Genomic DNA, 22,282 nt, shown 5'->3' on the forward strand with positions numbered 1-22,282 from the left:
GCCATGCGTTCCGACATCGATCTCGGCCTGACCGGCGAGCGCCCCGCGCTCCTCGACCTCACCGAACTGCTCGCCACGCGGCTCCTGGTCCAAGGCAATTCGGGCTCCGGCAAGTCACACCTGCTGCGGCGGCTGCTGGAGCAGAGCGCCGGGCTCGTGCAGCAGGCGATTATCGACCCGGAGGGCGATTTCGCCAGCCTGGCCGACCGTTACGGCCACGTGGTGGTCGAAGCCGACGGCGACGACGTCGCCCTGCAGCGGATCGCCGCCCGGGTCCGCACTCACCGGGTCTCGGTGGTGCTCTCCCTGGAGAACCTCGACGCGGACAATCAGATGCGCGCCGCCGCCGCCTTCCTGGGCGGGCTGTTCGACGCCGACCGGGATCATTGGTACCCGATGCTTGTGGCGGTGGATGAGGCGCAGCTCTTCGCCCCGGCCGCCGCCGGCGAGGTCTCGGACGAGGCGCGCCGCCTCTCTCTCGGCGCGATGACCAACCTGATGTGCCGCGGCCGCAAGCGCGGGCTGGCGGGGATCATCGCCACGCAGCGGCTCGCCAAGCTCGCCAAGAACGTCGCGGCCGAGGCCTCGAACTTCCTGATGGGCCGAACCTTCCTCGACATCGACATGGCGCGCGCGGCCGACTTGCTCGGCCTGGAACGCCGCCAGGCCGAAACCTTCCGCGATCTGCCGCGGGGGCATTTCGTGGCTCTGGGACCGGCCCTGTCCCGGCGCCCGCTCACCATCGCGGTCGGGCCGACCGCGACCGTGAGTCGAAGCTCCTCGCCGGTGCTGCTCCCGCTTCCCGACGCGATGGAGGATGCCCGGTCGCTGATCCTCACGGCGAGCCCGGAGGAGATCGTCGCACCGCTGATGCCGCGCCCGAAGCCGCGCCCGGTGCCGGCGCCGGATGTGCTGGTCCAGCTGGCGAACTACCGGCCGCCGAGTCCCGTCGAGGAGCCGGAGGAGGAGCCGATGGACCCGGAGGCCCGCGAGGCGGCACTCGCCGAGGTTCTGGCGTCGGTGCTGGCGGATGCCGACGCGGCCGCCTGCACGCCGGCGACGCTCTATCAGGATTTCACGGTCCGCTGCCGCATTCGGCGCCTCCGCGGCGACACGATGGGCCTGCCCGAGTTCAAGCGGCGGCTCGCCGTGGCGCGGGCCGAGGCCGGGGGCGCGGTGGCGGACAATTCCGGGTGGGAGCGGGCGCAGGAGATCGCGGCCGGGCTGCCCGATGACCTCGCGGGGCTCTTCCTGGTGGTCGCCCGGGCGGCCATCGAGGGAGCCCCCTGCCCCACCGACGCGATGCTGGCCGAGGCCTACGGCACCAGTTCGGGCGGCCGCGCCCGGCGGATGCTGGCCTATCTCGAGGAGCGCGGCGCCATCGTCACCCGGAAGGACCTGCGCGGCGCGCCGATCATCGCGGTGCCAGATCTCGGGGTCGAGACGGGCCCGGGCGAGCCGCAGATGCTGCCCGCGGGGCCGAAGCGGCGCGCCGTGTAGAGAAGCCCGGGGGGACGGGCTTCGAGCGGGGGGGGCGCCGCCCGAGGGCTCCGCTCGGCGCGGATGAGAGGGGTTTGCTCAGGCGCTCCGCCGCGCCGTCTCCAGTTTGGCCAGCTCCACCGCCGCCCGCAGCTCGATCTCCGCCATGAGGCCGTCGAGCCTCTGATCCCCGGAGGCGCCCCCGCGCTCCGCCAGCCGACCCGCGATGGTGCGGAGTTCATGGGTTGCGACCCGGCCGCCGAGCAGGGCGGCCTTGAGCCGGTCGAGGCCGTTGAGGAGATCCTGGCCGCGCTTGGCCGAGCGGCGGCGGCGCTCCTGCGGCGTCTCGCTCTCGGCCTGCAGGAGCAGAACCGCGTCGAGGCCCGCCAGCGTCGCGGGGCCCGCGGGCGCGCCGGCGCCCGAGGTGGAAGCCGGAGCCGCGCCGAGGCTGAAGCTCGCACCGCCCTCGGGCCGTCGGGTGGCCGCGACGCCGCCGGCATTCTGGATCGGCTGGCGAGTCTCGACGCGCATGATCCCGCCTGCGTTGCTCCGAGCGCCCCTGCGCGGAACCGGAACTTCGACCCCCAGGGTTAAGCGTGGGTAAACGAGGCGGCAGAAGCTGCCGGGTCGGCAGGTTCGGTGCCGGTCAGACCGGGATCGCGTTCCGGACCCTCCCTCAAAACTTCAATCCGCGCAGCATCTTGTGGCTCGGGGCGGGTTGGCACGGCCCTGGCAGGATGGCGGCAGGTCCGTTCACTCTTGAAAGCCGGCATGCGCCCGCGTCCTGCAATGAGTCCCCTGCGATCGCTGCTCGGCACGTTGGCCGGCGCGCTGCTGCTCGTCGCGTTGTCCGGCCCCGCCGTCGCCCTGTCGCGGGTCAAGGATCTCGCCTCGATCGAGGGCGTGCGCCAGAACCAGCTCGTCGGCTACGGCATCGTGGTCGGCCTGAACGGCACCGGCGATACGCTCAACAACATCCCCTTCACCAAGCAGTCCCTGCAGGCCATGCTGGAGCGGCTCGGCGTCAACACCCGCGGCGCCACCATGCGCACGCAGAACCTCGCCGCCGTGATGGTCACGGCCAGCCTCCCGCCGTTCGCGGCCCAGGGTACCCGCATCGATGTGACGGTCTCGTCGCTGGGCGATGCGAAGTCCCTCCAGGGCGGGACGCTGCTGGTGACGCCGCTGCTGGGTGCCGACGGCGAAGTCTACGCCCTGGCGCAGGGCTCGGTCGCCATCGCGGGCTTCTCGGCCGAGGGCGACGCCGCCAAGATCACCCGGGGCGTGCCCACCAACGGCCGGATCTCCAACGGCGCCAACATCGAGCGGGAGATCGCGTTCAAGCTGAACGACGCGCGTTCGCTGCGCCTGTCCCTGCGCAACCCCGACTTCACCACCTCGAAGCGGGTCGCGGCGGCGATCAACGACTTCATGGGCGCCGACACCGCCGAGCCCACCGACCCGGCCACGGTCACGATCCAGATCCCGGCCCGCTACAACGGCAACATGATCCGCCTCATCACCGAAGTGGAGCAGCTGAAGGTCGAACCCGACCAGACCGCCCGCGTGGTGGTCGACGAGCGCTCCGGCATCATCGTCATGGGCCGGGACGTGCGGGTCTCCACGGTGGCGATCGCGCAGGGCAACCTCACCGTCACCATCACCGAGCAGCCGCAGGTGAGCCAGCCGGCGCCGCTGTCGAACGGCCGCACCGTGGTCGTGCCGCGCACCGGCCTGAAGGTCGACACCGGAGAGGGCAACAAGCTCGCCCTCGTCAAGGAAGGCGTGAGCCTGCGCGAGCTGGTGGACGGCCTCAATGCCCTGGGCGTCGGCCCGCGCGACCTGATCTCGATCCTGCAGGCGATCAAGACGGCCGGCGCGCTCCAGGCCGATATCGAGTTGATGTGACCCCGTAAACGAGGAGGGCCGAACCATGCTGCAGCTCGCCACCATCGCGGCCAGCGTCGCCACCAAGGCTGCCGCCAGCGTCGGAGCCGGCGCCGCCGGCACGGCCGTCGACGGCATCCTCAAGGCGGCCAACGTGGCCAAGGCGCGCAAGACCGCGACCGAGTTCGAATCGATGTTCCTGGAATCGAGCCTCGACCGCCTGACCCAGTCGGAGGGCACGGATGGGCCGCTCGGGGAGAACGGCACGGGCGGCGGCGTCTACCGCTCGATGCTGACCAAGGAATATGCGGGACAGATCGTGAAGAGCGGTGGCGTCGGCATCGCCGATTCGGTGTTCCGTGAGATCATGAAGCTGCAGGGGACCCCGATGGATGGAGCGACCGGTGCAAAGGGCTGAACCGCTGCGCGTCGCCGACCGCGTCACCGCGGAAGCCCTCGTCGCGGGCGTGCTCGGCAACATGGCCGCCCTGGAGGCGGTGCTAGCCGAGGAGGCCGCGCATATCCGCGCCGGACGCCTGCGGGAGGGCGTGGCGTCGGCGGAGCCCAAGGCGGCGCTCGCCGCTGCCTACATGCAGGGCCTCGAGGTCGCCAAGGCGAACGCCGTGGCGCTGAGGCGCTTCCATCCGGAGGGGGTGGAGATGCTGCGCGCCGCACATCGCCGCTTCACGGTGACCGTCGAGGCGAACCAGACGGTGCTGGACAGCGCCCGGTCCGTCTCCGAGGGCCTGATCAAGTCGCTCGCCGAGGAGATCGCGCGGGCGCAGATGCCGGCGGGCTACGGCCGGCAGACGCCCGCACCCTCCCCCTACGGCCGCGGGGTCCGCAGCGGGCCGCTGGTCCTGTCAAGAAACCTCTGAGCTCCGGTCCCCGGACTCAGCGGCGGCCGTTGCCGATCCGCACGTAGGTCCGCACCTCGCCGAGGTCCGTGTCGGCGCGGTTGTCGATGGCGAGGCGTCCGGCCACGGTCGGGGTCGCCGCGCTTTCCGTCGCGGAGCGCAGGTCCATCCCGGCGGCGACGCGGCCGGAGACACGGATGCAGCTGCCGCTCCCGGGGAAGCGGACGAAGCCCGGCCCCTTGGACGGGCACGGCACCGGCCCGGGCGTCACCGGGGCCTTCTGGGGCTCGATGGCGACAGCCGGGGCGGCGAGGAGCAGCGCGGCGCCCGCCATGGCAGCGACCCGCCGGCACATCTCAGGCGGCTTCGCGCGCGAGGTCTCGGTGCAGCAGGTCGATGTAGTTCTCGACCTCCCCGATGAAGCAGTCGAGGGCCAGAGCCTGCACGCGCAGGCGCGCCAGGTCGCGCAACAGGATGTCCAACGCGATGGCGCGGTCGTCGTGTCCCGGATAACCGGCGCAATACGCGTCGACGGACTGCTCGACCATGACGATAATGCCGACCCGGGACGTGGCACCGAGACGACGGACGAGTTCGACCGGTTCGGACAGCGACATGCGGACCTCTCCTCGGATCAACGACGGCGCATCACCGCGCCCGCGCGCCGCGATTCACTGCGGGAAAGCGGCGAGACTATGATCGAGAGGTCTGATCGAGATCCGAGTCACTACACATCGGCGCGGCCGGCCTTCGTCGTCATGCGGAGGTCCGGCAACGGCGATCTCAGCTGATGTAATTGACCAGCGAGAGCTTCGAGAGCGTCGAGGTGATCTGATAGCTGGCCTGAAGCCGGTTCTGCACGTCGAGGAGCTTGGCCACGACTTCCTCGGTGGGGGCCTGCTCGATCCCGTCCAGGGTGTTCTGCACGGTGCTCTGGGTGGCCTTGTTGGTCGTGCTCGCGTTCGAGAGGCGCGCCGACGCGATCGAGAGCTGGGTGACGGTATCCTGAACGCCGCCGCTGCCGTTGGCAGAAGCCAGCCGCCCGCCGGCCGTGTCGATCACGGCCTGATAGGTGGCGCGGGTCGTGGCGTTGCTGGTCGTCGGAAGTCCGAACGCCATCGTGGCGAGGCCGGCGAGCACGTTCTGGACGGCCGGATCGATGGCGCGGGCGCCCGTCCCGATGCTGGAGCTGCCGCTGACCTGAACCGACTGGGTGTTGATCGCGGGGGTTTGGGTCGTCGGCGCGCTGTAGGTGTTCTCGCCCTGGTACCAGAGCACCGTGTCCTGCGGGGTCGCCGATCTGTATCCGATCGGGGTACCGCTGCCGTCGAACTGGACGCGGTCGGGCATCACGCCCGTCCCCGCAGGGCCACCCTTCACGGACCCCGTGAAGAAGTGCGAGGAGGCCGTCGCCGTCGAGCTGACCGCGAGCGGGCCGCTCGCGGCCGCCGCGATGGCACTGGTGAGCGCCGCGTTGAGGTTGCTCGCGGTGGCGGCGGTGTCGCCGTTGGTCCCGAGCGCGAAGCTCGTCGCCGAGGAAGCCGGCGACGACCCGCTGGCAGCGGCCGTGAGCGTGAAGCTCGTGGTGGTGCCGTCGTGCATCTTCAGGGTCAGGGTGATGCTGTCCCCCACCGCCGGCTGCGCGTTCACGTTCACCTGCAGCGAGCCCGCGCTGGTCGCCGTACCGGCCGTGTAGGTCGACTGGATCGCCGACGTGGTCGAAGACGGCTTGCCCGCCAGGATGAAGCCGAAATTCGCCCGGACGGCGTCGTTGCCCGGTTCGGCGATCGAGATCTGCGTCGGCGCAGTCTGGCTCACCGTCAGCCAGCCGTCCTTGCCGGGTCCGCCGTCCGCGCCGACCTGCTCGGCGATCATCTGGGTCAGCCCGGCCTTCATCGAGCCGTCGCTGTTGGTGACGCCGTTCAGGATCGCATTGGTGTCGGCCACGGGCTGGGTGGTGGCGTCGCTGCCACCGAACAGGTAGTTGCCCGCCGCCGACTGGTTGAGGGCGTCGAATGCCGTCTGGAGGTCGCCCAGCGCGGTCGCGCGGCCCGCGACCGAACTCGCCGCCACGCTCTGGAGGCCGTTGTTCAGCGTCGCACCCGCGCTCGTGCCCATCGTCACGACCTGCGTCAGGCTGGTGACGGCGAGGTTCGTCCGGGTCTGCGCGGCGGTGATGCCGGAGGCGTAACCGGCGAGCGCGCTCAAGGTGGCCTGGGCGCCGAGCGCCGCCGACCGTCCGGATCCCAGGCCGCCGTAGGTCTGCGAGGCAAGGCCGCTGGAGATCTGGTTCGACAGGTCGTTGAGCTGGTTCTTCAGCGTCGAGAGATTTGAGGCGGTCCGGTTCGTCAGGTAGGAGCCGGCCGCGAAGGGCGTGATCGTCGTCATGATCAGATCTGCAGCAGCTGGTTGAGCATGTCGCGGGCCGCGCTCAGTACCCGGGCATTGGCGCCGTAGGCGTTCTGCAGGGCGATCAGGTTCGACATTTCCTGATCGACGTTCACCCCCGCCCCCGCGGCGAAGCGGCCCTGGGCGGTGGACAGGGCGGTCTGCTGACTGTCGTTGAGGGACGCGGCGTTCGCCGAGGCCGCGCCCTGCGCGGCGATGATGTCCTGCGCGAAGCCGACCACGCTGGTGCTGTAGGGCGCCGAGACGCCGCCGATGCCGCTCAACGACGAGAACGTCGTGGGCGTGGAGGTCAGCGCCACGAACAGCTTCTGCGCGCGCGCGCCGGAGGCGCTCGTATCGGTCGCACTCGTCGCGGTGAGCGCCGACGGGCTGGCCGAGATGCTGTTGTTGACGGTGATGCGCTGGGCGAAGCCCGTGAGCTGGGAGCCGTTGTCGAAGGAGCCCGTGTAGAGCGCGTTGGCGTTGCCGTCGACGAACAGCGCGATCGAGGGGTTGCCGGTGTTGAGGTCGGTCGCCGAGACCGCCGAGACGCTGGCCGTCGCGGCGGCCGCGACCTTGCCGCCCGCCGTGAGCGTCAGGGTCGCGCTGGTGCTGGCCGCGGGCCCCGGGGTGACGCCGAGGGGCGGGAGCTTGTAGGCGGCGGAGGCCGGATCGGCGCTGAAGGTGGCGAAGGCGGCCTGGATCGCCGTCGCGTAGCCGGTGGGACCGGCGCTGGCATCGAAGGTCAGGGTGAGGCCGTTCGCATCGGTGGTCTGCGCGGCGGGCACGATTTTACCGCTGGACGTCGCCGAAGCCACCAGCGTCACGTTGCGGACGGTGCCGGCGGTGTCGGTGACCGGGAACGTCAGCGTGTTGCCCGGCTTCATCGCCCCGACGCTGATCGTCGTGGCCCCGCTGCTGAGTGTGCCGGTGGTGCTGGTGTTGGTCAGCGCTGTGGCGAGGCCGGCCGCGAGGTCGTCGAGCTGGCGCTGGGCCTGCGGAAGGGTCTGGTCGCGCAGCTCGAACCCGGCGGCCAAGCTTCCGGAGCGCAGCACGCCGGGCTCGCCGAGGTCGATCCTGCCGCCCCCCGCCAGCGTCGCGGTGACGGTGCCGACCGTGCGCTGGGTCGGATCGGTGGAGTAGGTCGAACCGGCATTGAGGGTGCCCCGCCCGTCGAAGGAGAGCGTGGCGGCGTTGCTGCGGTCGACCAGCGTCGCGCCCGACTGGGTCATGACCGAGATCGTTCCGTCGCTCTGCGTGACGGTCTTCACATCCATGTAGCTCGACAGGCTGTTGATCGCCTGATCCCGCTGATCCTGGAAGTCGGCCAGGGCGCTGTCGTTGGACGTGTTCTGGATCCTGCCGTTGAGACTGGCGATGCTCTTCAGGAGCGCGCCCGCCGCGGTCGTGTCGGCGCCGAGCTGCGATTCGACCCCGGTGCGCAGGTTCTGCACCGTGCTGGCGGCACCGTTGATCTGGCTGGCCAGTGCCGAGGCGTTGCCCAGGACGGTCGAGCGGGCGGCGGCCGAGGTCGGGTTGGCGGAGAGTTCCTGGAGGGACTGGGTGAAGGTGTTCAGCGTGCCGTCGAGCGACGAGGAGCTGCCGGGCGTGCCATACAGCGCGTCGAGCTGGCCGGTGATCTCCGCCCTCGTGGCGGTATAGGCGGCCCCGGACGTCTCCAGGCGAAGCTGCTTCAAGGCCGCCGCGTCGAAGCTGCGGGTGATCGTGCCGGTCGCGACGCCCGAGTTGTTGGGCCCGACGGCGACGGGGGTGAGCGTCCGCCGGACGTAGCCCGCCGTGCCGGCGTTGGCGACGTTCTGCGAAACGATGTTGATCGCCGCCTGCGTCGCGGCGAGCCCCGCGGTCGAGGTGGAAAGCGCGTTCAGCGACATCTCACGGCCTCCGCGTCCGGTTGCGCACCCTCACTCAGCGGATCACGTTCAGCAGGTCCGACATCATCGTCTGGGCCGTGGACATGACGCGCGTGTTCGCAGAGTAGGCCTGCTGCGTTACGATCATCTTAGAGAACTCGGTGGCAATGTCGGTATTCGACTGCTCGTTGCTCGCCCCCGTGATGGTGCTGCCGTCGAGGCCGGCCAGCGGAGGGCCCGAATCGGCCGTCTGGAGGTAATTGCCCTTCGAATCGGCCTTGAGCCCGTCCGGATTGGCGAACTGCGCGATCCCCACGGTGGCCAGCGTCTTCACGGCCCCGTTCGAGAACGTGCCGTTGATCTTGCCGTCGGTCCCCACCGCGACGCTCGTCAGGGTGCCGGAGGTCGCGCCGTCCTGACTCAACGTGCTGGTGGTCACGGCGCCGGTGGCGTCGGCGTACTGGGTCAGCCCACCGGAGATGTCCAATTTCAGGTTCGTGAACGTGTAGCCGGAAAACGTATCGCCGCTCAGGTCCACGGTGTTGGTCGGTGGGGTCCCGGTCGCGGCCGGGGCCGTGAGCTTGCCGGTCTGATCGAACGTGAACTGCGTTGCCACGTCGGTCCAGGTCGGATTGCCCGTCGTGCCGCTGTCGTACGACAGCTTCCAGGTCGAACCGGTCGCGCTGGTGGAAACCTGCGACCAGCGGGTGTTGATCGCCACCGGCGCGCCGCTCGCCGTGTAGGCCGTGATCGACGGGCCGGCGATGCTGTTCGGCGGCGTCGTCGAGGCGCTCGTGGTCGGCGTCGCCGGGAGGTTGGCCGAATACGTGATCGTCGTGGTGGGCTGGGCGGGCAGCGTCGGATTGCCGACCATGATCGGCCCCGCGCCTGTGACCTGTCCGGTGAGCGGGTCGAGGTTGTTGCCGGTGAGATAGCCGCCCGCGCCGTTCATCAGGTAGCCCTCCGCGGTCGGAGCGAAGTCGCCCCGGCGCGTGTAGGCGTTCGTGCCGCTGAAGGTCGCGGCCCCGTTCGCGTCGCCGGTCTTCTGCACCACGGTGAAGAAACCCGACCCGCTGATCGACATGTTGGTCGGGACGCTCGACGCGACGACGTTGCCGGCGATCGTGTTCGTCAGCTGCGACTGAGCCAGCACCGAGCCGGCGACCTCGCGCTTGGGCGTGGTCTCGGACATCATGTCGACGAAGCTGGTGTCGACCCGCTTGTAGCCGGTCGTCTGGGAGTTCGCGATGTTCCCGGAGATGTTGCTGATGGCGTAGGACTGCGCCTGCAGTCCGGAGACCGAGGTCTGCAGGGCGGTGAAGAGGTCCATGGCGAGCGATCCCGATGCGCGCCGCGACGGCCCGCAGACTCCGCTGGTGGCAACCGCCGTGCCACCGCTAAGTCCCTGGTGAATCGAACATCGCCCGCTCGCGACCCGGCAGGCTTCGCCGACCTGAAGGCGCGACCCGGCAGATCCTGCCGGGCCCGTCCCGTCCGGTCGCGACGACGCGAGCGACCCGGCGTTTACGGGGTATTATCCGGCACGCGCGCAGACTGGGCGCGGGCTAGGATTGGGCGCGGAGCGTCCGGCCGAGAAGCGCTGAGCGGACTTCGGATCTCGGGATCATGCGGGCGAAACGGACGAGCCTCGTCCACATCATCTACTTCTCGCGCCTGAACCTGTCGTCGGACCCGGCCAAGCGGTCCGAGCAGATCGGCGAGATCGGCCGCACGGCGCAGAAGAAGAATGAATTCGCGGTGATCACGAGCTTCCTGGTCATCGAAGGCAACTTCGCCTGCCAGGTGATTGAGGGTGAGCGTACCTCGGTCCACGAGACCTTCGACCGGGTGAGCGCCGACAGCCGGCACCGGGACGTCCAGATCAGCGAGTGGCGTGAGATCAACAAGCGGGAGTTCGTTCACTCCTTCAAGAGCGCCCAGCGGACCAGCAGCAACGATACGCTGTTCGCCAAGGCCAACCTTCTGCCCATGCTCCAGCGCGGCACCCCGAGGGCCTCGGCGATCCACGGCCTGTGCCTCTCGCTACAATCCGACACGATGGCCCGCCAGGGCATCGATCACCTCTTCATCTGAGCCGAGCGATGTCCGAGAGCGATACGCACCCGATCCTCATCGTCGACGATCAGGAGAAGCTTCTCCGCCTGATCGTGATGCTGATGACCCGCATCGGCTTCCCTGATGTCGAGGGCGTCACCAGCGCACCGGAGGCGCTGGAGCGGCTGCGGCAGCGCCGCTACGCCCTGGTGATCTCAGATCTCGACATGGAGCCGATGGACGGGATCAGCCTGCTGCGCGAGATCCGCGCCGACGACGCGCTGATGAACACGCCCTTCATGCTCACCGAATCGTCCTTCGACTTCGAGGACATCAACCTCGCCCACCAGGCCGGCGCCGACGCCTTCATCCTGAAGCCGTTCGACATGGCGGTGCTGAAGACGAAGCTCAAGCAGGTGCTCAACCGCAAGCCGCGCAAGCGCGAGGCGCCGATGGCGGCGGAGTCGAGCCTGAGCGTGGAATTCCCGATGCTGGGGAAGTTCTGACCGCAACGCCGGAACGGCAGACCGCCGCTCCTTCCCTCATCCGGGGGTGCCGGAGCGAGGCCGGTCGACGCGGGCGCCGCGGGATGCGGACGTCGATGGGATAAGCCGCGTCCGACGGCTTCACCCCGCCCGCTTCTGATAATCCTTCACGTCCGTGAAGCGCACGGCAGGGTAGCGCTCCTCCTCGTAGCGGAGCGAGAAGGCGGTGGTCGCCATGAAGACCGGCGCCCCGTCGAGATCCCGGGCCATCGCCGAGCCGTGCGAGTCGACGAACTTGTCGAGATCGACCTCCGAATCCGACGAGACCCACCGGCAGACCGAGAACCGGGAGGTCTCGTAATCCACAGGCAGGCCGTACTCGGCCTGGAGCCGCTCCTTGAGCACGTCGAGCTGGAGCGCGCCGACCACGCCGACGATCGCCTGGCTGCCGTCCTGCGGCACGAACACCTGCACGACGCCCTCCTCGCCCATCTGCTGGAGCGCCTCGCGCAGCTTCTTGGCCTTCATGGCGTCGGTCAGCTTGATCCGGCGCAGGATCTCCGGGGCGAAGCTCGGGACGCCGCGGAACAGCAGATCCTCGCCCTCGGTCAGCGTGTCGCCGATCCGCAGCGTGCCGTGATTCGGGATGCCGACCACGTCGCCCGCATAGGCCTCGTCCGCGATGGCGCGGTCCTGGGCGAAGAAGAATTGCGGGGCCGAGAGCGAGATCGGCTTGCCGGTGCGCACCAGCCGGGCCTTCATGCCCCGGTTGAGCTTGCCCGAGCAGACCCGCATGAAGGCGATGCGGTCCCGGTGGTTCGGGTCCATGTTCGCCTGGATCTTGAACACGAAGCCGGTCATGCGCGGCTCGGTGGGCTCCACGAGGCGCTTGTCGGCGTCCTGGCCGCGGGGCGGCGGCGCCACCTTGGCGAGCCCGTCGATCAGGTCCCGCACGCCGAAATTGCGCAGGGCCGATCCGAAGAAGACCGGCGTCAGATGGCCTTCGCGGAACGCGTCGAGGTCGAACGGCTTGAGGCCGCCTTCGGCGAGCTCCACCTCCTCGCGCCATGCCGCGGCGGCGCCGTTCTCGGTGAGCAGCTCGTCGAACAGCGGATCGTCCGGGCCGGACACCGTTACCATGCCGGCATCCTCGGCGGCGTCGAGCCGGCGCACGCGGTTGCCGCCGAGTTCATACGTGCCCGAGAAGTTGCGGCCGGTGCCGATCGGCCAAGTGACCGGAGCGACGTCCAGCGCCAGCGTCTTCTCGATCTCGTCCAGCAGCTCGAAGGGGTCGCGGGACTCGCGGTCGAGCTTGTTGACGAAGGTGACGATCGGGATGTCGCGCAGGCGGCAGACCTCGAACAGTTTCCGCGTGCGCGCCTCGATGCCTTTCGCCGCGTCGATCACCATCACGGCCGAATCGACCGCCGTGAGCGTCCGGTAGGTGTCCTCCGAGAAATCCTCGTGGCCGGGCGTGTCGAGGAGATTGAAGACGCAGTCGCCGTACTCGAAGGTCATCACCGAGGTGACCACCGAGATGCCGCGCTCCTTCTCGATCCCCATCCAGTCGGACCGGGTCGAGACCCGGTTGCGCTTGGCCTTGACCTCGCCGGCGAGCTGGATCGCGCCGCCGAACAGAAGCAGCTTCTCGGTCAGCGTGGTCTTGCCCGCGTCCGGGTGGGAGATGATCGCGAAGGTACGCCGCCGCGACACCGGATCGGCCGGCTTCGCCTCGGTCTTGGTCTGCATCAGCATGGAGCGAGCGCTCTGGGTCGTCGGAACGTGGTGGCGCGCGGCGCGCGGCCTCGCGCAGTCCCGAGCGATGGATCTCGGGATCGTGTAGCGGCAAGCCCCGATATTGGCAAAGACGCAGGCATCATCGGGCGGGCCTTCAGGTACGGTACAGGGGATCGGCAACACGCTCCCCGGGCCGATCCACGCACCGCGAGGCTCCGATGTCGCGCGCAGCCACACGCTGTCTCCTCGTCGCCGCCGCGCTGCTCGCGGGGGTCCCGGCGCCGCGGGCGTCGGACATGGCCGCGCACGCCGCGGCCGACGCCGCCTTCCTCGATGCGCTCACCTGGGGCGCCACGCCCTCCGCGTTTGCGCAGCTCGCGTCCGAGGGCCGGGCGCGCTGGCTGCAGGCGCAGCTCCACCCGCCAACCGAGGCGCGCCTTCCGCCGGACGCGCAGGCGCAGATCGACGCGCTGACGCCACCCGGCAGCCTGTTCGACCGCGCCCAGGCCCTCGACGCGCAGGCCAGGGCGGCGAAGGACCTCGCCGATCCCGAGGCCAGGAAGGCCGCCCAGCAGGCGTTCCAGGCCGCGCTGAATACGGCCGCCCGCAACGCCGCGTCCGCCTGGGTGCTGCGGGCGCTCTACAGCCCGGACCAGCTGCGCGAGCGGCTGACGTGGTTCTGGTTCAACCGCTTCAACATCCACCAGGGCAAATCGACCCTGCGGGCCGCAGTGGGCGATTACCTCGATACGGCGATCCGGCCGCACGTGCTCGGGCGGTTCCGTGACCTTCTGATGGCGAGCCTGCGCCACCCGGCGATGCTGCGCTACCTCGACAACGACGCCAACGCCGCCGGTCGCCTCAACGAGAACTACGCCCGCGAGATCATGGAGCTGCACACGATGGGTGTCGGCTCCGGCTACACGCAGGGGGACGTGGAGGCGCTGGCCCGGATCCTCAGCGGTGTCGGCATCGCGCTGAAACCCGAGACCCCGAAGCTCAAGCCGGAGCACGCCGCCGACTTCCGCCGCGACGGCCTGTTCGCCTTCAATCCGAACCGGCACGATTACGGCGACAAGACCTTCCTCGGCACCCACATCGAGGGACGGGGATGGCCCGAGGTCGAGCAGGCGGTGGACCTGATCGCCCACCATCCCGCCACCGCGACCAACGTCTCCAAGGCGCTCGCCACCTACTTCCTGGGTCAGCCGCCGGCGGACGCCTTGGTGGCGCACCTCGCCACTGTCTTCGGCGGTACCGACGGCGACATCGCCGCCGTGATGGAGGCGCTGGTGCGCGAGCCGGCCTTCGCGGCCGATCGCACCGGCGCCTTCAAGGATCCGGCGCGCTACGTGTTCTCGGCCCTTCGCATGGCCTATGACGGGCGGGTGATCCTCAACGCCAGCCCGGTGCTCGGTTGGCTCAACCGCCTCGGCGAGGGCCTGTTCAACCGCTCGACGCCGGACGGCTACCCCCTCGACGCGGCCGCCTGGAGCGGACCGGGCCAGCTCGCCGCCCGGTTCGAGATCGCCCGGCTGATCGGCTCGGGTCCTGCCGGCCTGTTCAAGCCGCCGGGCCCGGACCAGGTCGAGCAGCCGGCCTTCCCGGTTCTGGCCAACGGTCTCTACTTCTCGACGCTGTCGGCCACCCTCTCCGAACCCACCCGGGCGGCCCTCGCCCAGGCGGTCTCGCCCCAGGACTGGAACACGCTCTACCTCGCCTCGCCGGAGTTCATGCGATGAACCGTCGCGACCTGATCGGCGCCTCGGCGGCGCTCGGCCTGTCCACCGTGGCCGGGCGCGTCTGGGCGGCTCCGAAGGCCGACGCGCGCCTCCTCGTGGTCTTCCTGCGCGGCGCCTACGACGCCGCCAACGTGGTGATCCCCACCGGCAGCGACTTCTACTACCGGTCGCGGCCGAACCTCGCGATCACCAAGCCGGATGGCGCCGATCCCCGGGCGGCGCTGGCGCTCGACGCCGACTGGAGCCTGCATCCCGCACTGCGCGAGACGATCCTGCCGCTCTATGCCATGGGGCAGGCGGCCTTCGTGCCCTTCGCCGGCACGGACGACCTGACCCGCAGCCATTTCGAGACGCAGGACACGATCGAGATGGGCCAGACGGTCGGCACGGGCCGCGACTACAATTCCGGTTTCATGGCGAGGCTCGCCGCGGAACTCACCCGGGTCCGGCCCATCGCCTTCGCCGACCAGATGCCGCTGATCTTCCGCGGCGGCGACACGGTGCCGAACATCGCCATCAACGGCGTCGGCAAGCCCGGCATCGACGACCGGCAGGCGCGCCTCATCGCCGCCATGTACAGCGACACCAAGCTGGCCGCCGCCGTGGCCGAGGGGTTTCGCGTCCGCGACGCCGTCTATCAATCGATCTCCGACCACGCGGCGCAGGCCGATCGCGGCGCGGTTTCGCCCAAGGGTTTCGAGCTGTCGGCCCGGCGGATCGGGCGCCTGATGCGCGACACCTTCAACCTCGGCTTCGTCGATGTCGGCGGCTGGGACACCCACGTGAATCAGGGCGCCGGCACCGGCTACCTCGCCGATCGCCTCGGCGAACTCGGGCGCGGCCTCTCCGGCTTCGTAGAGGAAATCGGACCCGGCTGGTCCGACACGGTCGTGGTCGTCCTGTCGGAGTTCGGCCGCACGTTCCGGGAGAACGGCAACCGCGGCACCGATCATGGTCACGGCAGCGTCTACTGGATCCTCGGCGGTGGCGTCCGGGGCGGGCGCATCGCGGGGCCGCAGGTGCACGCCGACGAGGCGCACCTGTTCCAGAACCGGGATTCTCCCGTACTGACCGACTACCGCGCATTGCTCGGCGGGCTGTTCCAGCGCCTCTATGGCCTCGATCAGGTCAGCCTGCGCCGGATCTTCCCGAGCGCGTCTGCGGCGGATCTGGCCCTCCTGTAGTGCCGGCGACCCGGCGAGGCGGCATCCGTGACCGCGCCTCTGAGCCATCTGCGGGAGGATCGCCGTCCCCGCGGCCTTGAGTGCGGCACCCAGAGCGGGTGCCGGCGGGATCTTCCTCCGCCACCGCGGCGTCGCGAACGCGCCTCGGAAGCGCGGGGACGGGGGGGACGCGCTTCGGTCGACGGGACCGCGAGGGCCGTAAGGCGGGCGACCCCTGTCAGGCCGCCGGAGATGTCGCCCGCCGGGACCTCTTCGGGACGCCGGCTGGTTCAGAAAGCGGGCGCACAGCGCTATTCCGAACACCGGATACGACGACGGGGAGAACAGGCGGATGGCAGGATCCCGAAGCGACGCGCCCGTGGTGATCGCGGTGGCGATCACCGGTTCGGTGCCGCGCAAGGCGGACAACCCGGCCGTGCCGGTCACCGTGGCCGAGCAGATCGAATCGACCCATCGGGCCTTCGAGGCGGGGGCCACGCTCTGCCACATCCACGTGCGCAACGACGACGAGACGCCCTCCTCCGACCCGGACAGATTCGCAGCCGTCCAGGAGGGATTGCGCCGACATTGCCCCGGGATGATCGTGCAGTTTTCCACCGGTGGGCGCGGGCGCGATCCCGCCTCCCGGGGATTGTCGCTCCAGCACCGGCCCGACATGGCCTCGCTGTCGACCGGCTCGGTCAACTTCCCGACGATCGTGTACGAGAATTCCGCCAGCCTCGTGAGCGACCTCGCGGGCCAGATGAAGCAGCACGGCGTCCGGCCCGAGATCGAGATCTTCGACCTCTCGCACCTGCACGGGGCCAAGCGGCTGGTGGACGCCGGCCTGATCGACGCGCGCCCGCACGTGCAGTTCGTCATGGGCGTTCAGAACGCGATGCCGGCCGAGGAGCATCTGCTCGACATCCTGCTCGCCGAGACGAAGCGGATCCTGCCCGACGCGACGTGGACGGCGGCCGGAATCGGCCGCTACCAGGCCGTCGTGATGGACTGGGCACTCACCCGCGGGGCCGATGCCGTGCGCACCGGCCTGGAGGACAACATCCGGGTCACGAAGGACAGGCTTGCGGCGAGCAACGCCGAACTCGTCGGTCTCGCCGCCGAGGCCGTCTCCCGCCACGGCCGCCGCGTCGCCACGCCGGCCGAAGCCCGCGCCGCACTCGGCCTCGCCTGAGCACCGTCTTCTCACGGGCCGGACGGCGTGCTAACGATCCGGCCGCGCGGGTGTAGCTCAATGGTAGAGCAGCAGCCTTCCAAGCTGAATACCCGGGTTCGATTCCCGGTACCCGCTCCATCCCCCAGCGCGCTCAACATCCGGCTCCCGATCGCCCCCATGGCGTGACCGTGACGCGCCGGATGCGGTGATCCATCGCCGCGGGTCCCGCCGATCGCCGTCGCCGACGATGGAAGACGCGCACGCTCCCGGCGCTTCGTGGTGAGGTGCGTGGATCGTTGTGAGCGGAGCAGACCTGCTGCGACCGGGACGCGGCAGGACACCCAGAACTTTTTACATAAATCAGGACTTGGGACAGGATGAGCCAGTCGCGCCCGTCCTCAGACCCCTACGCCCTCGTCGTCGACGATGACGGGCTGGTCCGCATGATCGCGATGGACATCCTCGAAGAAGCCGGCTTTCGCACCTTCGAGGCGCGGGACGGCGATGAGGCCCTGGCACTGCTGGGCGCGCAGCACGCGATGATCGTGCTGCTGTTCACGGACGTGCATATGCCGGGCTCGCGCAACGGCTTCGCGGTCGCCCGCGAGACGGCGCGCCAATGGCCGCACATCTCCATCGTGATCGCCTCGGGAGAGGCGCGGCCGGGCCCCGGGGATGTGCCGGAGGGCGCACACTTCGTCGGCAAACCCTTCTCGGCCGAGATGATCCGCGATCACCTCGTGGAGATCTTGCCCGACGGGCAGAAGCCCGAACCGCTGCGCAGCATGACCGAGCAGGGACAGCAGACCCGATGATCGACCTCAATACGGCGACCGCAGAGCAACTGGACGGCGTGGCTGTCCTGAAGGGGCACGGCTTCGAGATCGTGCGCTACCGCGCCGAGCGCGGCCGGTTCACCGACCTGCGCCAACTCGACGAGGTGCCGGGCCTCGCCGGCAAGACCGACGGCGTCGCCGAGCATGTCACCGTGGGGGCGCCGACTTAGCGCCCCGCGCCGGAGGTCAGTACTGGTAGTCGCGGCGCGGATAAGGCTGCGGCGCGCCGTACCCGGTCCCACGCGGCTGCACACGGGAGCCGTAATCGATTTCGCGGCGGGCGCGGCGATTGGCGAGGGCGCGACCGGCCAAGCATCCGGCCACCGCGCCGACGACACCCCGTTCGGCGAGGTAGTGGCCGGCGATTCCCCCGATGATAGCGCCCTTGATGCATCCTTTCGCCTCCGCGGTGCCGACACTCAGCAGTGTCGCAACCGTGAGGGCCGATGCCGTCGCTAAGAGCCGCATGCTTCTTCTCCGCGTTGATGGCGAAGTAACAGCGTCTGCCGAGGTGCGTTCCGCGCCGTTCGCAGCATCAGCGAGATTGCTGCGACGCCGGGCGAGACCCGACAGGCTGCGCCGCCCGGCGGACCCGGCGCGGGCCCAAGTCTGGAACAATCGCGTCCAACCGTCCTCGATCGGGTCGGTCAGGGGCCTGTCCAAGCTCAGGCGGAAGAGCACCATGGGACGCGCACCCGTCACGAAGGTCGGGATCGCCTGACCGACACCGCCGCCCGTCTGCTCGGAACCCATCGGTCCTGCGATGATCGCCGTCGAAGCGCATCGCCGGCCAGGGGCGTTCCTGACACCCGGCCGGCACAGGAGAAGCATCCGTGCTCTACATGGTCCACATGCTGGTCGATATCCCCGCCACCCTCCCGAAGGGGGAGGCGGATCGCCTGAAGGCAGACGAGAAGGCCTACGCCCAGAGGCTTCAGCGGGAGGGCAAGTGGCGGCACCTTTGGCGCATCGCCGGACAATATGCCAATTACAGCGTGTTCGACGTCGCCAGCAACGATGACCTTCACGAGACCCTGACGGCGCTGCCGCTCTACCCGTACATGACGATCAGCGTCACGCCCCTGGCGCAACATCCCTCCGCCATCGCAGCGAACTGACAGGCGCGCCATGCCCTACATGATCGAAACCTTCGACAAGGCCGGCAGCCTGGACCTGCGCAAGGCCCATCGCGCCGAGCACCTCGTCTACCTCGACAGGATCCGCGACCGGCTCCTGGCGTGCGGCGCCAAGCTGAACGACGACGGCAGCGATGCGGGCGGCGGCCTGTACGTGGTCGATGTCGAGACGCGCGCCGAGGCCGAGGCGCTCATCCAGGCGGACCCGTTCCACGTGGTCGGACTGTTCGAACGGGTCGAGATCAGGCGCTGGCGCAAGGCCTATCTCGACGGCCGCAGCTATCTCTGATCACCGACTGCGCGAGCGCGGCTTCGGCCCTGGGCCGGCCGATCCGGGACGACGCCGACGCGGCCCATCGGTCACCGGGCGGATGTCCACGGTGAGAACGATGAACATGGGAGGTACCCGATGACGTGCCGGACACTCGCCGCCGCTGCCCTGAGCGCGGCCTTCCTTGCCGTCGCACCGGCGTCAGCCCAATTCGCCGATGGCGGGATCAAGATCGGCGTCCTGACCGACATGTCCGGCGTCTATTCGGACCTCGCCGGCAAAGGATCCGTCACGGCGGCGCAGCTCGCAGTGGAAGATTTCGGTCGCGAGATCAACGGTCGCAAGGTCGAGCTGATTTTCGCCGATCACCAGAACAAAGCCGATATCGCCTCGTCGATCGCACGCCGCTGGTTCGACACCGAAGGGGTCGACGCGATCTTCGACACGAATTCTTCGGTCGCAGGCCTGGCGGTGCGCGAGGTGGCACGGGCGAAGGGCAAGATCGACATCAACTCCGGCGCCGGCTCCATGGCGCTGACCAACGCTTCCTGCTCGCCGACGGGCGCGCACTGGACCTGGGACACCTACTCGCTGGCGGCCGGCACAGCCTCGGCGCTCGCGGACGACCCGAAGAACACGTGGTTCTTCATCACCGCCGACTACACGTTCGGGCATGACCTGGAGGCGCAGGTCACCCGTGTCGTGAAGGCCAAGGGGGGCAAGGTGCTGGGCTCCGTCAAGCACCCATTTCCGAACCCCGATTTCTCGTCCCACCTGCTGCAGGCGCAGGGTTCAGGCGCCAAGATCATCGGCATGGCCAACGCAGGCGCCGACACGATCAACACGATCAAGCAGGCGGGGGAGTTCGGAATCCTGCAGGGCGGCCAGATGCTGGGTGGCCTGAACATCTTCCTGACCGATATCTATTCCGTCGGTCTGCCGGCGGCTCAGGGCATGGTCCTGACGACGGGCTTCTACTGGGACATGGATGAGCAGACCCGCGCCTTCGCACGACGCTACGGCGAGCGGATGGACGGCCGGATGCCGACCATGGTGCAGGCCGGTGATTATTCAGCCGTGCTCCACTTCCTGAGAGCGGCCGAAGCCGCCGGCACGGACGACGGCGTGCAGGTTATGGCCAAGATGCGCGAATTGCCGATCCAAGACGGTTTCGCCCGCAACGCCAAGCTCCGCGAGGATGGCCGCATGGTCCACGACATGTACCTCGCGCAGGTGAAGACACCGTCGGAGTCGAAAGGACCGTGGGACTTCTACAAGATCCTGAAGACCATCCCCGGCGACCAGGCGTTCCAGCCGCTGTCCGAGAGCACCTGCGCCTTGGTGAAGCGTTGATCCGGAAACGGTAGAGAAGCGCCACCGAAGCTACTGCAACCTGAAATCGGAGGGTCAGTCAGGTTTCGCCAGCGTGCTGAACCCGATCTTTCGGCAACGATCTTGGTCATCCCGACATGTCGTTTTCGACCGACGAACGATCATCATCCAGTCAGGGGTTCCATCATTTCTACAATGATGGAACCCCTGACTGGTAACGCATGACTGGATGCGGTGGCAGCATGGAAGCCGACCAGCGCTGCGGCCCGTGCCCGTCGTCTGGGTGCCCCGCGTAGGAAACCAGAGCGACGCTCGACCCCCCGGTCATCCACTGACCGGAACCGGCACGCGCCGACTTCGGAATATGGCGGTCCGATTGGTGGGGAATGGCGACCGCGTCAGCGCGTCGAACCGAACCGACCTCTGCAGTCGGACGGCCCGCGCCGGTCACGGAGGGTCTGAAAGCCTTGCCCCGCGGGAAACGCGGATTTCGCCGTTCCGAGGCGACAGCCGAATCGACCCAGCTCGATTCAAGGCGCTCCGGCTCCTCGACGGACGCGCACCGATGCGGCGTTCATCGTCACGACCGAAGATCACGCACGACCAAAATCCGTGTCGGATGCCAAGCCTGCCGCGAACCAGAATGCAGCTGCGCTGTTAGGGTGACATGCCGGATCCAAGTGAAAGCACGGACTGCTCCTGCGAGCGCCTTCGCTGCAGGATCGCCCTCAGCATCCTGGTCGATGAGCAGGTCGTGGCGGCGCTTGCCAGCGCGCTCCAGATCCTGCGCGAGAAGGACTGCGCCGGGGTGGTCGAGCTGGAGCATGCCATTCGCACGCACCGGATCGGTATTTTGAAACGGCGCGCCATTCTCGGTGCCGCGGGGGTGGAGGTCTGATGGTCGCGCGCCGGCTCTACGTCGTCCGGGGCTCCACAGCGCACGGCACCGTCACTTACAATTGCCCGACCGCCGACTGGGCTTTGCGGAAGATGCGTGACTTCGTGGCCGCCGAACGCCGGGACATAACGGTGGTCGGCCCGGACGGCGCCGTTCTGACGGAAGCCGACCTGATCGGGATCGCCGAAGGCGCGGGGTCTGCGCCCTTGGAGGAGTCCCTGCCCGCAGCGCCCCAGATCAATCTCCAGCCAGCCCTGGCATAGTCAGGATCCCGGGAGGACGTCGGCGGGCATGAAACGGGGCCTCAGGGCTCCCCGGCCCTGAACGGCGGCTCCTTGCCGGGTGGCACGCCTTCTTCGGCCATGCTCAGCAGCATGGCCACGGTCACGTAGGTTCCGGTCAGCGCAGTCAGGTCGACCACTCCCTGTTCGCCGAGGACCTGTTGCGCGCGGGCGAAGGTCTCGTCCGAGACCTTGTGCTGCGTGGAAAGCTCCATGCAGAAATCGTATACCGCGGCCTCGTCCGGCTTCATGCCATCGGGCCGCCTGTTGGCCTTGAGGTCGGCGGCGACCTGTTCGGAGAGGCCGGCTTTGATCGCAAGCGGGTAATGCGCGTACCACTCAACCTGCGAGCGCCAGAGGCGTCCCTGGATCAGGATCGCGAATTCGTTCAGCCGGGTCGGCACGGAGGTGTGCCAGCGCAGATAATCGAGAAGGTCGTACATCCGCTGCGCCATCTCGGGGCTGCGGATCATCGGATTGTAGGGGCCGGCGAGGCCGACGCTGGAGATCTTCATGATCTTCTCGCCCAGCGGCCGCTGAGCGGGCGAAAGCGTCTCGAGGGTCAGTTGCGGAAATCGCGGCTCGTGACCAGGGGTCCCCCAGGAGGTCTGCGCGATCAGCCAACCTCCCGCGGCCGCGAGAATGGCCACTGCCGCACGACCGCCGGCATCGCGAATGCCCATATTG

The 22,282-nt window shown here is 69.1% G+C and carries 25 protein-coding genes and 1 tRNA gene; 17 read left to right on the top strand and 9 right to left on the bottom strand.

All coding sequences use genetic code 11. The features are described 5' to 3' along the window. Positions 1-3: 3 nt before the first annotated feature. The gene (locus MKK82_RS08400) at positions 4-1,500 is read left to right on the top strand and encodes an ATP-binding protein (RefSeq protein ID WP_238284937.1); all 1,497 of its coding nucleotides are present in this window, start codon (positions 4-6) and stop codon (positions 1,498-1,500) included. A gap of 78 nt (positions 1,501-1,578) precedes the next feature. Here MKK82_RS08400 and MKK82_RS08405 read toward each other — a convergent pair whose 3' ends face one another. Continuing rightward, positions 1,579-2,010: a flagellar assembly protein FliX gene (locus MKK82_RS08405; RefSeq protein WP_243985247.1), complete on the bottom strand. Its 432-nt coding sequence runs from the start codon at positions 2,008-2,010 to the stop codon at positions 1,579-1,581. A gap of 240 nt (positions 2,011-2,250) precedes the next feature. On the opposite strand from MKK82_RS08405, the gene MKK82_RS08410 reads away from it, so the two are divergent. From MKK82_RS08410 to MKK82_RS08420, 3 genes are read left to right on the top strand one after another with little or no spacing between them, the layout of a single operon-like run. Continuing rightward, a complete protein-coding gene (locus tag MKK82_RS08410) occupies positions 2,251-3,387 on the top strand; it encodes a flagellar basal body P-ring protein FlgI (protein ID WP_238284934.1) in 1,137 nt (378 codons plus the stop codon). A 25-nt stretch (positions 3,388-3,412) separates the two neighbouring features. Continuing rightward, positions 3,413-3,784, top strand: a complete 372-nt coding sequence (locus MKK82_RS08415; protein ID WP_238284933.1) for a rod-binding protein — start codon at positions 3,413-3,415, stop codon at positions 3,782-3,784. Next, complete coding sequence (locus MKK82_RS08420; RefSeq protein WP_238284929.1) at positions 3,771-4,244, top strand: hypothetical protein; 474 nt, start codon at positions 3,771-3,773, stop codon at positions 4,242-4,244. The genes MKK82_RS08415 and MKK82_RS08420 overlap by 14 nt, the downstream gene beginning before the upstream one ends. Before the next feature lie 16 nt (positions 4,245-4,260). Here MKK82_RS08420 and MKK82_RS08425 read toward each other — a convergent pair whose 3' ends face one another. From MKK82_RS08425 to MKK82_RS08445, 5 genes are all read right to left on the bottom strand, one after another. Further along, the gene (locus tag MKK82_RS08425) at positions 4,261-4,557 is read right to left on the bottom strand and encodes a porin (protein WP_238284928.1); all 297 of its coding nucleotides are present in this window, start codon (positions 4,555-4,557) and stop codon (positions 4,261-4,263) included. A 22-nt stretch (positions 4,558-4,579) separates the two neighbouring features. Further along, entirely contained in the window at positions 4,580-4,840 is a 261-nt protein-coding gene (locus MKK82_RS08430; RefSeq protein ID WP_243985249.1) for a hypothetical protein, read from the bottom strand. A 166-nt stretch (positions 4,841-5,006) separates the two neighbouring features. Continuing rightward, complete coding sequence (locus MKK82_RS08435; protein ID WP_238284924.1) at positions 5,007-6,611, bottom strand: flagellin; 1,605 nt, start codon at positions 6,609-6,611, stop codon at positions 5,007-5,009. Positions 6,612-6,613: 2 nt separating this feature from the next. Beyond that, complete coding sequence (gene flgK, locus MKK82_RS08440; protein WP_243985251.1) at positions 6,614-8,503, bottom strand: flagellar hook-associated protein FlgK; 1,890 nt, start codon at positions 8,501-8,503, stop codon at positions 6,614-6,616. Positions 8,504-8,537: 34 nt separating this feature from the next. After that, the gene (locus MKK82_RS08445; protein WP_238284921.1) at positions 8,538-9,812 is read right to left on the bottom strand and encodes a flagellar hook protein FlgE; all 1,275 of its coding nucleotides are present in this window, start codon (positions 9,810-9,812) and stop codon (positions 8,538-8,540) included. A gap of 296 nt (positions 9,813-10,108) precedes the next feature. Here MKK82_RS08445 and MKK82_RS08450 point away from each other — a divergent pair, with 296 nt between their 5' ends. After that, positions 10,109-10,576: a BLUF domain-containing protein gene (locus MKK82_RS08450; protein ID WP_238284919.1), complete on the top strand. Its 468-nt coding sequence runs from the start codon at positions 10,109-10,111 to the stop codon at positions 10,574-10,576. Positions 10,577-10,584: 8 nt separating this feature from the next. Further along, on the top strand, positions 10,585-11,043 hold the full coding sequence (locus tag MKK82_RS08455) for a response regulator (RefSeq protein WP_238284918.1): 459 nt from the start codon (positions 10,585-10,587) through the stop codon (positions 11,041-11,043). A gap of 120 nt (positions 11,044-11,163) precedes the next feature. On the opposite strand, the gene MKK82_RS08460 is transcribed toward MKK82_RS08455, so the two are convergent. Further along, complete coding sequence (locus MKK82_RS08460) at positions 11,164-12,777, bottom strand: peptide chain release factor 3 (protein WP_238284917.1); 1,614 nt, start codon at positions 12,775-12,777, stop codon at positions 11,164-11,166. A 200-nt stretch (positions 12,778-12,977) separates the two neighbouring features. On the opposite strand from MKK82_RS08460, the gene MKK82_RS08465 reads away from it, so the two are divergent. The 6 genes from MKK82_RS08465 to MKK82_RS08490 all read left to right on the top strand — a co-directional run bounded on the left by MKK82_RS08465 (position 12,978) and on the right by MKK82_RS08490 (position 17,847). Next, positions 12,978-14,501, top strand: coding sequence for a DUF1800 domain-containing protein (locus tag MKK82_RS08465; protein WP_238284915.1), 1,524 nt, complete (start codon positions 12,978-12,980; stop codon positions 14,499-14,501). Beyond that, positions 14,498-15,685, top strand: coding sequence for a DUF1501 domain-containing protein (locus MKK82_RS08470; RefSeq protein WP_243985253.1), 1,188 nt, complete (start codon positions 14,498-14,500; stop codon positions 15,683-15,685). The genes MKK82_RS08465 and MKK82_RS08470 overlap by 4 nt, the downstream gene beginning before the upstream one ends. A gap of 331 nt (positions 15,686-16,016) precedes the next feature. Next, positions 16,017-16,859 (top strand): 3-keto-5-aminohexanoate cleavage protein, encoded by an 843-nt coding sequence (locus MKK82_RS08475; protein WP_238284910.1) that lies wholly within the window; start codon positions 16,017-16,019, stop codon positions 16,857-16,859. A gap of 46 nt (positions 16,860-16,905) precedes the next feature. Continuing rightward, positions 16,906-16,979 (top strand) — tRNA-Gly (locus MKK82_RS08480). 239 nt (positions 16,980-17,218) lie between these two features. Then, positions 17,219-17,656, top strand: a complete 438-nt coding sequence (locus MKK82_RS08485; RefSeq protein WP_238284909.1) for a response regulator — start codon at positions 17,219-17,221, stop codon at positions 17,654-17,656. After that, the gene (locus MKK82_RS08490) at positions 17,653-17,847 is read left to right on the top strand and encodes a ComEA family DNA-binding protein (protein WP_238284908.1); all 195 of its coding nucleotides are present in this window, start codon (positions 17,653-17,655) and stop codon (positions 17,845-17,847) included. The genes MKK82_RS08485 and MKK82_RS08490 overlap by 4 nt, the downstream gene beginning before the upstream one ends. Positions 17,848-17,863: 16 nt before the next feature. Here the strand turns inward: MKK82_RS08490 and MKK82_RS08495 are convergent, their stop codons facing one another. Beyond that, positions 17,864-18,145 (bottom strand): hypothetical protein, encoded by a 282-nt coding sequence (locus MKK82_RS08495; RefSeq protein ID WP_238285313.1) that lies wholly within the window; start codon positions 18,143-18,145, stop codon positions 17,864-17,866. Positions 18,146-18,510: 365 nt separating this feature from the next. Between MKK82_RS08495 and catC the strand changes: the two genes are divergently transcribed. The 5 genes from catC (at position 18,511) to MKK82_RS08520 (ending at position 21,577) form a co-directional block, all read left to right on the top strand. Next, positions 18,511-18,795 (top strand): muconolactone Delta-isomerase, encoded by a 285-nt coding sequence (gene catC, locus MKK82_RS08500; protein ID WP_238284906.1) that lies wholly within the window; start codon positions 18,511-18,513, stop codon positions 18,793-18,795. 10 nt (positions 18,796-18,805) lie between these two features. Further along, on the top strand, positions 18,806-19,102 hold the full coding sequence (locus tag MKK82_RS08505) for a YciI family protein (protein ID WP_238284905.1): 297 nt from the start codon (positions 18,806-18,808) through the stop codon (positions 19,100-19,102). Positions 19,103-19,222: 120 nt separating this feature from the next. Then, positions 19,223-20,437 carry an ABC transporter substrate-binding protein gene (locus tag MKK82_RS08510; protein WP_238284904.1) on the top strand — a complete coding sequence of 405 codons (1,215 nt, stop codon included), beginning with the start codon at positions 19,223-19,225 and terminating at the stop codon, positions 20,435-20,437. A 733-nt stretch (positions 20,438-21,170) separates the two neighbouring features. After that, positions 21,171-21,314: a hypothetical protein gene (locus MKK82_RS08515; RefSeq protein ID WP_238284903.1), complete on the top strand. Its 144-nt coding sequence runs from the start codon at positions 21,171-21,173 to the stop codon at positions 21,312-21,314. Further along, positions 21,314-21,577: a hypothetical protein gene (locus MKK82_RS08520; protein ID WP_238284902.1), complete on the top strand. Its 264-nt coding sequence runs from the start codon at positions 21,314-21,316 to the stop codon at positions 21,575-21,577. The genes MKK82_RS08515 and MKK82_RS08520 overlap by 1 nt, the downstream gene beginning before the upstream one ends. Positions 21,578-21,618: 41 nt before the next feature. Here MKK82_RS08520 and MKK82_RS08525 read toward each other — a convergent pair whose 3' ends face one another. After that, complete coding sequence (locus MKK82_RS08525) at positions 21,619-22,278, bottom strand: carboxymuconolactone decarboxylase family protein (protein WP_238284901.1); 660 nt, start codon at positions 22,276-22,278, stop codon at positions 21,619-21,621. Positions 22,279-22,282: the final 4 nt, after the last annotated feature.

This window comes from Methylobacterium sp. E-046 (genome assembly GCF_022829625.1).
Classification (GTDB): Bacteria; Pseudomonadota; Alphaproteobacteria; order Rhizobiales; family Beijerinckiaceae; genus Methylobacterium; species Methylobacterium longum.